A 12,563-nucleotide genomic window follows, 5' to 3' on the forward strand; every position below is an offset into this window, starting at 1 on the left:
AAGACGCGCGGCGCTGTAGGGATTTGCATATGCCTGATATTTCCTATATCCGGCGAAATCAGCGCATAACGGGATGACCGGCTGAATTTGCCGGCGGAGATCATGAGCACGTCAAGACATCGCAGGTGGCGCAGGAAGATCGGACCCGTTTCGCGCTGGCTTCCGGCCTTCGCCCGTCTGTCGACGGTGTTCCTGCTGATCGCGCTGGCGCTTTTCGTGGCGCTCAGGGTAGCCGCACCCTATCTCATCTCGACCGGCTTCGTGCGCTCCGGCATCGAGGACGCGCTGTCGAAATGGACTGGCTACCATGCCGAGATCAAGGGTAGTCCGGTTCTCGAATTCTGGCCGACGCCGCGCATCACGTTGAACCAGATCACCATCCGCCAGCCGCGCGAAAGCGGCGACAAGCTGCTTGGCAGCATTGAAAGCCTGTCGGCCGATTTCAGCCTCATCGATGCGTTGAGAGGCCGGACGAGCTTCCACGAATTCCATCTGGTGCGCCCTAACCTGGCGCTGACGCGCGACGAGAAAGGGCTGATCGACTGGAGTTATGCCGGCCTGCTCGCACGCGCGATCGGCGGCGTGCGTTACGAAAACGGAGCTGAGGTGCTCGATCCCGATCTCGATGCCGAGATCGGCGCAGTGACCGTCGAGGACGGCACGCTTGTGGTCACCGACATCAAGTCCGCCAAGGCCTATCATTTCGACAGCGTCACCGCAGATATCGCCTGGCCGAGACTCTCCGGCGCGATCTCGGCGGTCATCATCGCCCGTATCAACGGCGAGGACCTGAAGGTCGATTTCGCCTCGCGCCAGCCGCTGCTCGCCTTTGCCGGCAGGAATGCCGAGACACGGACGTCGCTCACATCAAACCTTTTGACCGCGCACTTCCAGGGCATTGCCAGCATCGCCAGCCTTTCGGCCCTTTCCGGCAATATCACCGCCAGCATTCCCGATGTGCCCGCACTGCTGGCATGGTCGGGCAAATCGATCCCCGGCATCGCAACGCTGAAGAGCGCCTCGCTGGAATCCGATATCATGTCGTCGGGCAACGGTCTGCGTTTCAACAATCTCAGCCTCTCGCTGAACGAAGCGAGCGCCACCGGGGTGATGGACCTTTTCACCCAACCAGGCAAACGACCGAAGATCGGCGGCACGCTCGCCTTCGACCAGATGAACCTCAAGCCCTTCCTCGACGCCTTCGCGCTCAGGCTCGCGGCCGGCGAGGCGGAGGAAGTCTCCGGCATAAGCGGGCCGCTGCGGGTGCTCGATGTCGACGTCAGGGTTTCGGCGCGGCGCGCGCAGATGGGTCTCTTCGAGCTCTCCGATGTCGGCGCCAGCATGATCGTTGCCGGCGGCGAGGCGAAATTCGATATTGGCGACAGCCAGTTCGAAGGCGGTGAAATGACCGCGCATCTGGAAGCGACACAGCGCGACTTCGACGGCGGCGGCAAGCTGCAGCTGTCGATCCGCAATGCCGACTTCGCAGCCCTTGCCGAGCGCCTGCAGCTGAAGGGTCCGCTGCCGCTTGCAACCGGATCGCTCGATCTCGACCTGCAGTCGCCGAAGGCGATCTGGACGACCGGCCTTGCCGACGTCAGCGGCAGGCTGCACTTCTGGACGGGGGAAGGCACGATTCCCGGCATCGATGCCGCAGCACTCCGGACGCAGGCGGCCGAAAAACCGTTCTTTCCGCTGAGCGCGGCGGCAGGCGGCGCCTTCGCCTTCAACCAGCTCAACCTTCAGGCCGACTTCGCCAACGGCTCCGCCGAAATGCACGACGCCCGCATCGCCGGCGCCACGCAGACGCTGACGCTTTCCGGCGTCATCACCTATCAGTCGAACGGGCTGGCGCTTTCCGGATCGCTTGATGCAACCGATCCGGCCAAGGCGGCGGAGCTGCCGCTTCTGCCGTTCTTCATCGGCGGCTCATGGCCGAACCCGGTGATCTCGCCGGTTCCACTTTTCGGCAATACGCCTCAGGCGCAATAAAGCGCGAGGAGCTCGCGCTTTAGTTAGACCTCACGTGCCGGCGGCTGCCGCACGCTCGTCCCGCTGGCGCTGGATTTCACGGCGCTTGGTGACGACCGAGGCGCAGATGACACCAACGGTCACGATCGCGATCAGGATCGTGCACACCGCATTGATCTCAGGCGTCACGCCGAGGCGCACCTGGCTGTAGATCCTCATCGGCAGCGTGGTGGCGCCCGGCCCCGACGTGAAACTGGCGATCACCAGGTCGTCGAGCGACAGGGTGAAGGCAAGGATCCAGCCGGAGAGCACAGCCGGCGCGATGATCGGCAGGGTGATCTCGAAGAAAGTACGCACCGGCGGCGCGCCGAGATCTTGTGCCGCTTCCTCGATCGATTGATCGAAGCTCAACAGGCGCGACTGCACGACGACGGCGACGAAGCACATGGTCAGCGTCGTATGCGCGAGCGTGATCGTCCAGAAGCCGCGGTCGAAACCGATCGCGACGAAGAGCAGCAACAGCGACAGGCCAGTGATGACGTCGGGCATGACGAGCGGCGCGTAGATCATGCCCGAAAACAGCATGCGGCCACGAAAGCGGGTGTAGCGCACCAGCGTCAGCGCCGCCATCGTGCCGAGGATGGTTGCGACCGTCGCCGACAGCAGGCCGACACGGATCGTCACCCAGGCGGCGTCGAGCAGGCCCTGGTTCGAGAGCAGCGAGACATACCACTTGGTGGAGAAGCCGCCCCAGACGGTGACGAGTTTCGATTCGTTGAAGGAGAAGATCACCAGGAGCACGATCGGCAGGTAGAGAAAGGCAAAGCCGAGCGTGACGGAGATGATGTTGAAACGGGTCCATTTCAGCATGACTATTTCCCCCGCTCTTCGGCCTTGGCTTGGGCGTTCTGGAAGAAGACGATCGGGATCACCAGGATCATCAGCAGGATCGTTGCGACCGCCGAGGAGACCGGCCAATCGCGGTTGGCGTTGAATTCGTTCCAGAGCGTCTTGCCGATCATCAGCGTCTGCGATCCGCCGAGCAGGTCGGGAATGACGAATTCACCGACGGCGGGAATGAAGACCAGCATGCAGCCGGCCACCACGCCGGGGATCGACAGCGGAAAGGTGACGCGCCAGAAGGCCTTGATCGGTGTGCAACCAAGATCCTGCGCCGCCTCGATCAGCGTACCGTCCATCTTCTCCAGAGCCGAATAGAGCGGCAGCACCATGAAGGGCAGATAGGAATAGACGATGCCGATATAGACGGCGGTATTGGTGTTGAGGATGATCAGCGGGCTGTCGATGACGTGCAGCGACAGGAGAAGCTGGTTGAGAAGCCCCTCCGGTTTCAGGATCGCGATCCAGGAATAAACGCGAATCAGGAAGCTCGTCCAGAACGGCAGGATGACCAGCATCACCAGCGTCGGACGGATGCTGCGCGGCGCCTGTGCCATGCCATAGGCAATCGGATAGGCGATCAGCAATGTGAGGAAAGTGGAGATCCCGGCAATCACCACGCTCGAGACATAGGCATTGAAATAGAGCGAGTCCTCGGTGAGGTAGCTGTAATTGTCGAAGGAGAGCGCCCCGATCTTGCTCCAGAGCCCGGCCCAACCGTCGGCAAGTGAGAAGACGGGCTCGTAAGGCGGCATGGCGATCGCCGTCGTCGACAGCGAAATGCGGAAGACGATGAAGAAGGGCGCCAGGAAGAAGAGCAGCAGCCAGGTATAGGGGATGGCGATGACGAGGCGATTGTAGAGGCCGGACGTGAGCTTGCCCATGATGTCAATCCTTCAGCAGAATGCCGGCGTTCTCATCGAAGGAGACCCAGACTTCCTGATCGTAGGTGAAGGGGTCGTCGACGGAGCGCTGCGCATTGAGGGACGAGGCTTTGACGATATTGCCGCTCTGCAATTTCACATGGAAGACGGTCATGTCGCCGAGATAGGCGATATCCCAGAGTTCGCCCCTGGCGGCGTTGACCGAAGCGTTGGCGGGAGGCGTGCGCCCGACCCGCATCTTTTCCGGCCGGATGGCGAAGCCGACCGCGCTGCCGGCCGATGGCGTCTCGGAGGCGGCGACGCGCACGCTGAAGCCGCCGTCGATGGCGATCTCCACGGTGCCATCGCCCGATGAGGCGACCTTGCCGTCGAAGATGTTCACGTCGCCGATGAAATCCGCGACGAAGCGGGAATTCGGCGCCTCATAGATCTCGGCGGGTGTCGCCACCTGCACGACCTTGCCGTGGCTCATGACGGCGATGCGGTCGGCCATTGTCATCGCCTCTTCCTGGTCGTGAGTGACGACGACGAAGGTGAGGCCGAGGTTCTGCTGCAGGTCCATCAGTTCGAACTGGGTTTCCTCGCGCAGCTTCTTGTCGAGCGCGCCGAGCGGTTCGTCGAGCAGCAGCACCTTCGGGCGCTTGGCAAGCGAGCGGGCAAGCGCCACGCGCTGGCGCTGGCCGCCGGAAAGCTGGTTCGGCTTGCGGGAGGCGAACTGCTCCAGCTTGACCAGCTTCAGCATCTGCGAGACGCGGTCAGTCATCTCGTCCTTCGACATGCCGTCCTGCCTCAGGCCGAAGGCGATATTCTTCTCGACCGTCATATGCGGGAAAAGCGCATAGGACTGGAACATCATGTTGACCGGCCGCCTGTAGGGCGGCGTGCCGGCCATGTCGGTGCCGTCGAGAACGATTTCGCCCGAGGTCGGCTGCTCGAAACCGGCGAGCATGCGCAGGAGCGTCGACTTGCCGCAACCCGAAGCGCCGAGCAGCGCGAAGAACTCGCGGTGATAGATATCAAGCGACAGATCGTCGACGGCGGTAAAATCGCCAAAGCGTTTGGTGACATTCTTGAAAGCAATGAAGGGTTTTGCAGACGGATCGGTCCAAGGCGCAAAAGCGCGGCGGATATTGCCGAGAGACTTCATATTATTCCCCGAAATACAAGGTTTTGCCGGCCTCCACCCCGGCCGGTAACTGAAAGGCCCGGACGTTTCCGTCCGGGCCTAAGGTTGAATTACTGGCCGGTGACGACCTTCGTCCAGAGGCGCGTCCCCAGACGCTGCGTTTTTGGATCCCACGGCTTGACCGTGAAGAGGTTCTTCATCACCTCCTCGGTCGGATAGATCGCCGGATCCTCCAGAATCTCCTTGCTGACGAACTGCTGCGAAGCCTTGTTGCCGTTGGCATAGAAGGTATGGTCGCTCGCCTTGGCGATGACCTCGGGCTTCATCATGTAGTTCAGGAACTCGTGGGCTTCCGCGACATGGGGCGCATCGGCGGGGATCGCCATCATGTCGAACCACATCTGGGCGCCCTGCGAGGGGATCGAATAATTGACTTCGACCCCGTTCTTGGCTTCGGCCGCACGGTCGCGAGCCTGCAGCATGTCGCCGGAATAGCCAAAGGCGATGCAGATGTCGCCGTTGGCAAGCGCATTGATGTATTCGGACGAGTGGAACTTGCGGATATTGGGGCGGACGGCCGTCAGCAGCTCTTCGGCCTTCTTGAAATCCTCAGCCTTGGTGGAGTTCGGGTCGAGGCCGAGATAACGGAACGCTGTGGAGATGACGTCCTTCGGTGTGTCGAGAACGTAGATACCGCAATCCTTGAACTTTTCGGCGACCTTCGGATCGAAAATCACTTCGAGGCCGGGCTTGACATCGGGACCGAGGATTTCGGCGACCTTCTTGACGTTGTAGCCGATGCCGTCCGTACCCCACATGTAATCGACCGCGTGTTCGTTACCCGCGTCATATTCGGCTGTGCGCTTCTGGATCACATCCCACATGTTGGAAAGGTTCGGCAGTTTCGACTTGTCGAGCTTCTGGAAGACGCCGGCCTGGATCTGACGCTGCAGGAAGTCGGCTGTGGGAACGACGACGTCATAACCCGTGCCGCCGGCAAGCAGCTTGGTTTCCACGGTCTCGTTGGAATCGAAGGTGTCGTAGACGACCTTGATGCCGGTTTCCTTGGTGAAGTCGGTCAGGATGGAGTCGTCGATATAATCCGACCAGTTGTAGACGTTGACCACGCGCTCCTGCCCATAGGCCGGCGCGGCAGCAAGGAGTGCGGTAACGGCGGCGGCCGTCACGCATAGAATGGTTGACCTCATGACTTCTCCTGTTTTGTTCAAAGATACCGCACCCGGGGCATCTTTTCCCTCTGGTTTTCGACGCAGACTAAGAAGGAATTTCTAAGCCCACAAGCGCAAAATCCTGCGCGCTCAACGATTTCACAATCACTGGAAGTCGAAGGCGCTGAGGCCTGCCACCATCTCGTCGAGCCCGAGCGGTCTCGTCACCGGCGGCTCGGCGCGGGAAAGGCAGCCGCGCCGCTCGCAAAGGCGACAGGCGGGACCGATCGCCACCGGCTCGAGCGCCGTCGCCTGCCCGTAGACCACGCCTTCGCCAAGGGCAGCGTCGCAGCCGATGAGGATCGCGGTGCGCCTGACCCTTTCGCCGAATTCGACGCTTGGTCCCTCCAGGGTGCGGGCGACCGTCAGAAAGGATGCGCCATCAGGCATGACGACCGTTTCGGCGAGGATCTGGCCCGGCTGCAGGAAGGCGGCATGGATGTTGAGCTTCGGACAGCCGCCGCCGAAACGGGCCTGCGGGAAGCCCTGCGCGCCGGCCCTGCGCAGCCGGTGGCCGGCGGCATCGGTCTCGATCAGAAAGAAGGGAATGGCTGCCGCCCCAGGCCGCTGCAGCATGGCAAGCCTCGCAGCCGCCTGGCCGAAGGAGACGCCGAAGCGCGCACGCAAAATATCGATATCGTAGCGCGTCGCCTTCGCCGCCGATAGAAATGCCTCGTAGGGCATTGCAAGCGCTAAGGCCGCGATGCGGGCAAGCTCGAAGCGGGCGATGCGGCGCGCCTCGGCGGAGGAGAGCGAGAGATCGTCGAGCTCGGCATCGATTGCCGGCAGCAAAGCGAGAGTCGCAGCCTCAACGGCGATCTCGTGTGCACGGTCGGCCGGCGACAGACGCTCCGAGATGAAAAGCCGCATCGAATGGCGATCGAAGCGGCGGCGCAGATCCGGCATGACGTGGACGGGCAAGACACGCACCGCGATACCGCGCTCGGAACGCAACCAGTCCTTCAGCCCGGCAGCAAGATCGAGGCCGCCGGGGAGCGTTGCAGCAAAGGCTTCCGCCGCCGTCTCGATCTGTCCGAAATAGCCGGACCTACGCTCCAGCGTCTCGCGCACCTCGTCCAGCGGCAAGCGGCCGGCGGCGACCGGCGCATGCCCTTCGGCGGCCATCAGCGCCGTCAGATCGGACAGTCTTGCCGCCTGCTCGCGATAGGCGCGGTAGAGCTTGATCATGCCGCTTGCCGCATTGGGTGCGGCCTCGGCTACCTCCACCAGTTCCTGATCACCCGGCAACTCGCCCGACAGCAGCGGATCGGCAAACACCTCCTTGAGCTGGTCGAGACTGCCGCCGGTCTGGCCCCGCAACTCCTCCAGATCGACCCTGTAGACGCTTGCAAGCTTGAGAAGGAGCTGCACCGTCAGCGGCCGCTGGTTGCGCTCGATCAGGTTCAAGTAGGACGGTGATATTTCAAGCGCCTCGGCCATGGCGGTCTGCGTCAGCGCCAGCGCATTGCGGATGCGCCTGACTTTCGGGCCTGCGAATATCTTTCGTTCCGCCATGTCACACCCTTTGACAACGAAGGAGCGCTGTATTTACAAAATTTTACAAATTCACAGCGCCGCTCTGTCAATCCTCGTCATCTTAACCTCTTTCCGGGCAAGAAATCAAAGGTTTTTCTGGTCATATCGGCTCATATTGTCAATCTTGTCACGCAGCACCTTTGTCGGGCTTTTTAGTGAGGAGAGCAGCATGACTGATTTTTACAAGCTTGTTCCAAACGCATCAGCAGGCCGCTTCGACTGCATCGAGAGACCGTACTCGGCCGAGGACGTGCAGCGGCTCAGAGGCTCCGTGGCGCTTCGCCATACGCTGGCCGAAATGGGCGCAGACCGGCTGTGGCGGCTCATTCACCAGGAGGATTTTGTCAATGCGCTCGGCGCACTTTCCGGCAATCAGGCCATGCAGATGGTGCGCGCCGGGCTAAAGGCGATCTATCTCTCCGGCTGGCAGGTGGCGGCCGACGCCAATACGGCATCGGCGATGTATCCCGACCAGTCCCTCTATCCGGCCAATGCCGGTCCGGAACTTGCCAAACGCATCAACCGCACGCTGCAGCGCGCCGATCAGATTGAGACCGCGGAGGCCCAGGGTCTTTCCGTCGAGACCTGGTTCGCACCGATCGTTGCCGATGCCGAAGCAGGCTTCGGCGGACCGCTCAACGCCTTCGAAATCATGAAGGCCTATATCGAGGCAGGCGCCGCGGGCGTTCACTTCGAGGACCAGCTCGCCTCGGAGAAGAAATGCGGCCATCTCGGCGGCAAAGTGCTGATCCCGACGGCCGCCCATATCCGCAATCTCGACGCCGCGCGGCTTGCCGCCGACGTCATGGGCGTTGCGACGCTGGTGATCGCCCGCACCGACGCGGAAGCGGCAAAGCTCTTGACGTCAGACATTGACGAGCGCGACCAGCCCTTCGTCGACTATGATGCCGGCCGCACGGTCGAAGGTTTCTATCAGGTGCGAAACGGCATCGAGCCCTGCATCGCGCGCGCCGTCGCCTATGCGCCGCATTGCGATCTCATCTGGTGCGAGACCTCGAAGCCGGACCTCGATCAGGCGCGGCGTTTTGCCGAAGGCGTGCACAAGGTCCATCCCGGCAAGCTGCTCGCCTATAATTGCTCGCCTTCCTTCAACTGGAAGAAGAACCTCGACGAAGCGACGATCGCAAGGTTCCAGCGCGAACTCGGCGCGATGGGCTACAAGTTCCAGTTCATCACGCTCGCCGGCTTCCACCAGTTGAACTACGGCATGTACGAACTGGCGCGCGGCTACCGGCAGCGGCAGATGTCGGCCTATTCCGAGCTGCAGCAGGCGGAATTCGCCGCCGAGGTCAATGGCTATACCGCGACCAAACACCAGCGCGAGGTCGGCACCGGCTATTTCGACGCCGTGTCGCTCGCCATCACCGGCGGCCGGTCTTCGACAACAGCGATGCTCGGCTCGACCGAACATGCGCAGTTCAAGCCGGCTGCGGAATAAATCGAAGAGGAGGAGAAGATCATGGCATCCATTACACGCGTCAGAGAACGGGCCGAAGAGCAGGCAAGCAGCATGAACGAGGATCAGCAGACGACGATCCGCATGCTCGCCAACGACCTGCACCGGCTGAACCAATCGGTCATGAAAGCCGTCGAGGCCGGCGTCTCGGTCGAACTGGTGCGCTCGGCCCGTCATCACGGCGGCGACGGCCACTGGGGCGACCTGCTGATCCCCGTCGTCGTCACCAACCGGCATTGACGAAAAGCCGACCGTTGGCGGGCCGGTGACGTCGGCCCGCTTCTTCAATCGCCGCGCGACCTATCGGGCGTGCGGCGCTCGACGTCCCTCTTGGATGCAGCCGCGGTCCCAAAACTGCTGCACAGTTTTCGGCATCATGCTCTAGCCGCGGCTCGGTCGTTTTCCGGCGAAGAGATCGGCATAACTTTTGATGAGCTTGGTCATGCGGTCGGCGACCGTGCGGATCTCCGGGCGGTGGCGGTCCTCGGCATTCATGACGATCCATTGCCGGTGGCGCAACTCCGGCAACTCGCCGCCCTGCCGCTGCAATTCGGGATGGAGATCGCCGACGAAACAGGGAAGCACGGTTTTGCCGGCGCCGGCACGCACCAGATCCGGCAGCGAGCGCGGCCGATTGACGGTGGCGACGATCCCCGCTGCCGAATGGGCGTGCGGCCAGCGCAGATAGCCCGATATGGCCTCCTCCTCAGCGACTGCAATCCAACGCTCGTCGGTCTCGGCGGCATTGCGCCTGACATAGACGGCATAGGCCACCTCCCCGAGCTGACGTGCAGCGAGATTGGCCTCCTCAGGCTCGAAGGCGCGAATACCGATATCGCTTTCGCGGTAGGCAAGGCTCGCCCGCGCCTCGCCAATCGTGAGCGAAATGGCGAAGGCATCGCCCGGCATGCGGATTGCGGCGAAATTCTCGGTCAGCAGCCAGGCGAGCCAGGTGCCGGCGGTGACCCTGACGGTGGTGCCGCCCTCGCCGGATTGCCGCCACGCCGCCACCTTGCGGGCGGCGGCCTCCATTTCCTGCAGGTGATCGAGCAGCGCCTGGCCATCCTGGGTCAAACGGTATCCGGTCTGGCTGCGCGAAAACAATGCGCGGCCGATTTCCTGCTCGAGATCGAGCATGCGCCGGCCGACGGTCGCAGGACTGAGCCCGCTTGCAGTGCTTGCCCCCGTCAGCCCGCCGAGCCGGGCCACCTGCAGGAAAAGCTGATAGGAATCCCAACTCGCATTTTTCATGGATGAAAAACATAGCGGGATTTTTCCCGTTTATAAAGAGAAATTCGACGCCTAAATCAGGTGATGTCTTACACAGGAAAGGACATTGTCATGATCGACATGCTCACCATCGCAGGCACCATCGGCCGTCGGCATTATCCCCAGCGAAGCGGCGGCAAGGCGGAAGAGGACAGATTCTATGCCGAGTTCGGAAACAATAGCCTTATTGGCTTTGCCGCCTGGCTGACGTCGCTCGACCTCAACCTCGGAAGGCGGCGCAAGGGCGCGGCGCAATCCCGCAGCGGCAGCGGCTGCGCAGTTCAGGCGACTCTTCTTGCTCCGAGATGAGCCGGTGCCGATTCTGCAACGATGCGGAACCGCTCGATCAGCGCCATCAGCGTATCGGCCTCGCCGGCAAGCAAACGGCTTGCCTGCGTCGTCTCGGCAACCATCGCCGCGTTCTTCTGCGTCATCTGGTCCATGGCGTTGACCGAACCGTTGACTTCCTGCAGCGCGGCCGACTGATCGCGGCTGGCGGTGGCGATGGTCTCGACATGGCCGCTGATCGCGATGATCTCCTGGCTGATCGAGGCAAGGACGCTGCCGGTCTTCTGGACCAGTTCCGACCCTGCCGTCACTTCGCGGCTCGATGTCTCGATCAGCGACTTGATCTCGCGCGCCGCATCGGCCGAACGCTGGGCGAGTTCGCGGACTTCCTGGGCGACGACGGCAAAACCCTTGCCCGCTTCGCCGGCCCGCGCCGCCTCGATGCCGGCATTCAGCGCCAGAAGATTGGTCTGGAAGGCGATGTCGTCGATCACCTCGATGATCTGCTCGATACGCTGCGATGCCTGCTCGATGCGATCCATGGCAGCAACGGCATCGCCGACGACGGCGCCGGAATTGTCGGCCGTCTTCTTGGTCGCAGCCACGACATTGTTGGCTTCACGGGCACGCTCGGCGGAAGAACGAACCGTCACAGTGATCTCTTCCACCGCGGCCGCAGTCTCCTCGAGGTTCGCCGCCTGCGCCTCGGTGCGTTTGGAAAGCTCGCCGGCAGAGGCGGAGACGGCGCCGCTGTTGCGCTGGATCGTCGAGGCGCTGTCGCGGATACCGGACAGCGTATCCTGGAGCCGCAAGAGGGAGGCGTTGAAATCGACGCGCAGCTGCTCCAGCCGGCCGACGAAGGGCGTACCGATCGTCTGCGAGACATCGCCCTGCGACAGGCGCCCGAGGCCGGCGGCAAGCTGGTTGACGGCAAAGTCGATCTGGCCGTCGAGCGAGCGCTTGTCGGCATCGTTCCTGGCGCGTTCGGCATCGCTCAATTCGCGCTGTTCGCCAGCCTGGGTTTCCAGGTCGCGCCTCGCGCGGGCACTGTCGCGGAAAAGCGCCAAGGCCCGGCCGATGTCGCCGAACTCGTTCCTCTTTTCGACACAAGGGATCGCCCCTTCGAGATTGCCCGCGGAAATCGAGTGCACGCTCGCGGTCAGCGCCTGCAAAGGCTTCACCGACAGGCGGATCGCATAAAAAGCGAGAACGCCGACGATGAGCATGACGATGGCACCGACACCGAGAACCAGTATCTGCAGCTCATACATGCGCTGGTAATAGACCTCCATCGGAATGCCGATGAAGAGAATGCCGACATTGGCGTTCGCGGCATTCTTGATCGGGAAATAACCAGTCATGAACTTGCGGCCGAAAAGCTCCGCCGGACCGTAATAAGCCTCGCCCCTGGCGAGAACCGGCTGGGCGGGGTGCTCGGCGACCAGCTTGGTGCCGACGGCGCGGTCGCCGTTTTCCTTCTTGACGTTGGTGGAGATGCGGACGTAGTCGCTGCCCTGCTTTTGAAAGATGGTCGCAACGCCGGCGATCGATTGCGCCGTGCGGTCGACGAGCGAATGGTCGGCAAGGGCGGGAATGGCGTCTTCCGTGACAGCGGAGAGCTGATTGTCCTTCAGCTCGATCTTTGCAGCCTGATCGGCCGCGCCGTAGAGGACGGCCATGGCGCGGGTGGCATCCCTGGCGTCGGAGACGGCCCCCTCCATCACATGGTGGCTCAGATTGTAATAGGTCACGCCGACGATGGCGGCCGTGCTGATGGCCAGCAGAAACAGCGTGATCGCAACGATCTGGCGGACGATCGACGTAGAGAAAAGGCGCAGCATCAAAACCCCCGACAGAACAATGAGGGCTAAATTAGACGAAAA

Annotated in this window: 11 protein-coding genes; 4 read left to right on the forward strand and 7 right to left on the reverse strand. The window is 62.3% G+C overall.

Annotation, left to right across the window (positions count from 1 at the left end; translation table 11 throughout):
- Positions 1-102 precede the first annotated feature (102 nt).
- On the forward strand, positions 103-1,992 hold the full coding sequence (locus tag RWJ89_RS14625; RefSeq protein ID WP_131664765.1) for an AsmA family protein: 1,890 nt from the start codon (positions 103-105) through the stop codon (positions 1,990-1,992).
- 30 nt (positions 1,993-2,022) lie between these two features.
- Here the strand turns inward: RWJ89_RS14625 and RWJ89_RS14630 are convergent, their stop codons facing one another.
- From RWJ89_RS14630 to RWJ89_RS14650, 5 genes are all read right to left on the reverse strand, one after another.
- Positions 2,023-2,841 carry an ABC transporter permease gene (locus RWJ89_RS14630; RefSeq protein WP_131664764.1) on the reverse strand — a complete coding sequence of 273 codons (819 nt, stop codon included), beginning with the start codon at positions 2,839-2,841 and terminating at the stop codon, positions 2,023-2,025.
- A 2-nt stretch (positions 2,842-2,843) separates the two neighbouring features.
- Positions 2,844-3,755, reverse strand: coding sequence for an ABC transporter permease subunit (locus RWJ89_RS14635; RefSeq protein WP_131664763.1), 912 nt, complete (start codon positions 3,753-3,755; stop codon positions 2,844-2,846).
- A gap of 4 nt (positions 3,756-3,759) precedes the next feature.
- Positions 3,760-4,902 (reverse strand): ABC transporter ATP-binding protein, encoded by a 1,143-nt coding sequence (locus RWJ89_RS14640; RefSeq protein ID WP_316031071.1) that lies wholly within the window; start codon positions 4,900-4,902, stop codon positions 3,760-3,762.
- Between the two features lie 89 nt (positions 4,903-4,991).
- Positions 4,992-6,089, reverse strand: a complete 1,098-nt coding sequence (locus RWJ89_RS14645; protein ID WP_316031072.1) for a polyamine ABC transporter substrate-binding protein — start codon at positions 6,087-6,089, stop codon at positions 4,992-4,994.
- A gap of 126 nt (positions 6,090-6,215) precedes the next feature.
- The gene (locus RWJ89_RS14650) at positions 6,216-7,625 is read right to left on the reverse strand and encodes a helix-turn-helix domain-containing protein (RefSeq protein WP_316031073.1); all 1,410 of its coding nucleotides are present in this window, start codon (positions 7,623-7,625) and stop codon (positions 6,216-6,218) included.
- A gap of 190 nt (positions 7,626-7,815) precedes the next feature.
- Between RWJ89_RS14650 and aceA the strand changes: the two genes are divergently transcribed.
- Both aceA and RWJ89_RS14660 read left to right on the forward strand, forming a co-directional pair.
- The gene (gene aceA, locus RWJ89_RS14655; protein ID WP_316031074.1) at positions 7,816-9,105 is read left to right on the forward strand and encodes an isocitrate lyase; all 1,290 of its coding nucleotides are present in this window, start codon (positions 7,816-7,818) and stop codon (positions 9,103-9,105) included.
- Positions 9,106-9,126: 21 nt separating this feature from the next.
- Positions 9,127-9,363, forward strand: coding sequence for an SMc00767 family acetate metabolism repressor (locus RWJ89_RS14660; RefSeq protein ID WP_077977662.1), 237 nt, complete (start codon positions 9,127-9,129; stop codon positions 9,361-9,363).
- Positions 9,364-9,504: 141 nt separating this feature from the next.
- On the opposite strand, the gene RWJ89_RS14665 is transcribed toward RWJ89_RS14660, so the two are convergent.
- A complete protein-coding gene (locus RWJ89_RS14665; RefSeq protein ID WP_020048519.1) occupies positions 9,505-10,374 on the reverse strand; it encodes a LysR family transcriptional regulator in 870 nt (289 codons plus the stop codon).
- Positions 10,375-10,464: 90 nt separating this feature from the next.
- Here RWJ89_RS14665 and RWJ89_RS14670 point away from each other — a divergent pair, with 90 nt between their 5' ends.
- On the forward strand, positions 10,465-10,701 hold the full coding sequence (locus RWJ89_RS14670; protein ID WP_168283547.1) for a hypothetical protein: 237 nt from the start codon (positions 10,465-10,467) through the stop codon (positions 10,699-10,701).
- Here the strand turns inward: RWJ89_RS14670 and RWJ89_RS14675 are convergent.
- Positions 10,674-12,521, reverse strand: coding sequence for a methyl-accepting chemotaxis protein (locus tag RWJ89_RS14675; RefSeq protein ID WP_316031075.1), 1,848 nt, complete (start codon positions 12,519-12,521; stop codon positions 10,674-10,676). The genes RWJ89_RS14670 and RWJ89_RS14675 overlap by 28 nt on opposite strands.
- Positions 12,522-12,563: the final 42 nt, after the last annotated feature.

It is taken from the genome of Rhizobium sp. 10PS4 (assembly GCF_032464805.1).
Taxonomy (GTDB): domain Bacteria; phylum Pseudomonadota; class Alphaproteobacteria; order Rhizobiales; family Rhizobiaceae; genus Rhizobium; species Rhizobium laguerreae.

Bases quoted from the DNA above. Each gene is read 5' to 3' on its own strand.
- RWJ89_RS14625 (WP_131664765.1), top strand. From the start codon at position 103: ATGAGCACGTCAAGACATCGCAGGTGGCGCAGGAAGATCGGACCCGTT.
- RWJ89_RS14630 (WP_131664764.1), bottom strand. From the start codon at position 2,841: ATGCTGAAATGGACCCGTTTCAACATCATCTCCGTCACGCTCGGCTTT.
- RWJ89_RS14635 (WP_131664763.1), bottom strand. From the start codon at position 3,755: ATGGGCAAGCTCACGTCCGGCCTCTACAATCGCCTCGTCATCGCCATC.
- RWJ89_RS14640 (WP_316031071.1), bottom strand. From the start codon at position 4,902: ATGAAGTCTCTCGGCAATATCCGCCGCGCTTTTGCGCCTTGGACCGAT.
- RWJ89_RS14645 (WP_316031072.1), bottom strand. From the start codon at position 6,089: ATGAGGTCAACCATTCTATGCGTGACGGCCGCCGCCGTTACCGCACTC.
- RWJ89_RS14650 (WP_316031073.1), bottom strand. From the start codon at position 7,625: ATGGCGGAACGAAAGATATTCGCAGGCCCGAAAGTCAGGCGCATCCGC.
- aceA (WP_316031074.1), top strand. From the start codon at position 7,816: ATGACTGATTTTTACAAGCTTGTTCCAAACGCATCAGCAGGCCGCTTC.
- RWJ89_RS14660 (WP_077977662.1), top strand. From the start codon at position 9,127: ATGGCATCCATTACACGCGTCAGAGAACGGGCCGAAGAGCAGGCAAGC.
- RWJ89_RS14665 (WP_020048519.1), bottom strand. From the start codon at position 10,374: ATGAAAAATGCGAGTTGGGATTCCTATCAGCTTTTCCTGCAGGTGGCC.
- RWJ89_RS14670 (WP_168283547.1), top strand. From the start codon at position 10,465: ATGATCGACATGCTCACCATCGCAGGCACCATCGGCCGTCGGCATTAT.
- RWJ89_RS14675 (WP_316031075.1), bottom strand. From the start codon at position 12,521: ATGCTGCGCCTTTTCTCTACGTCGATCGTCCGCCAGATCGTTGCGATC.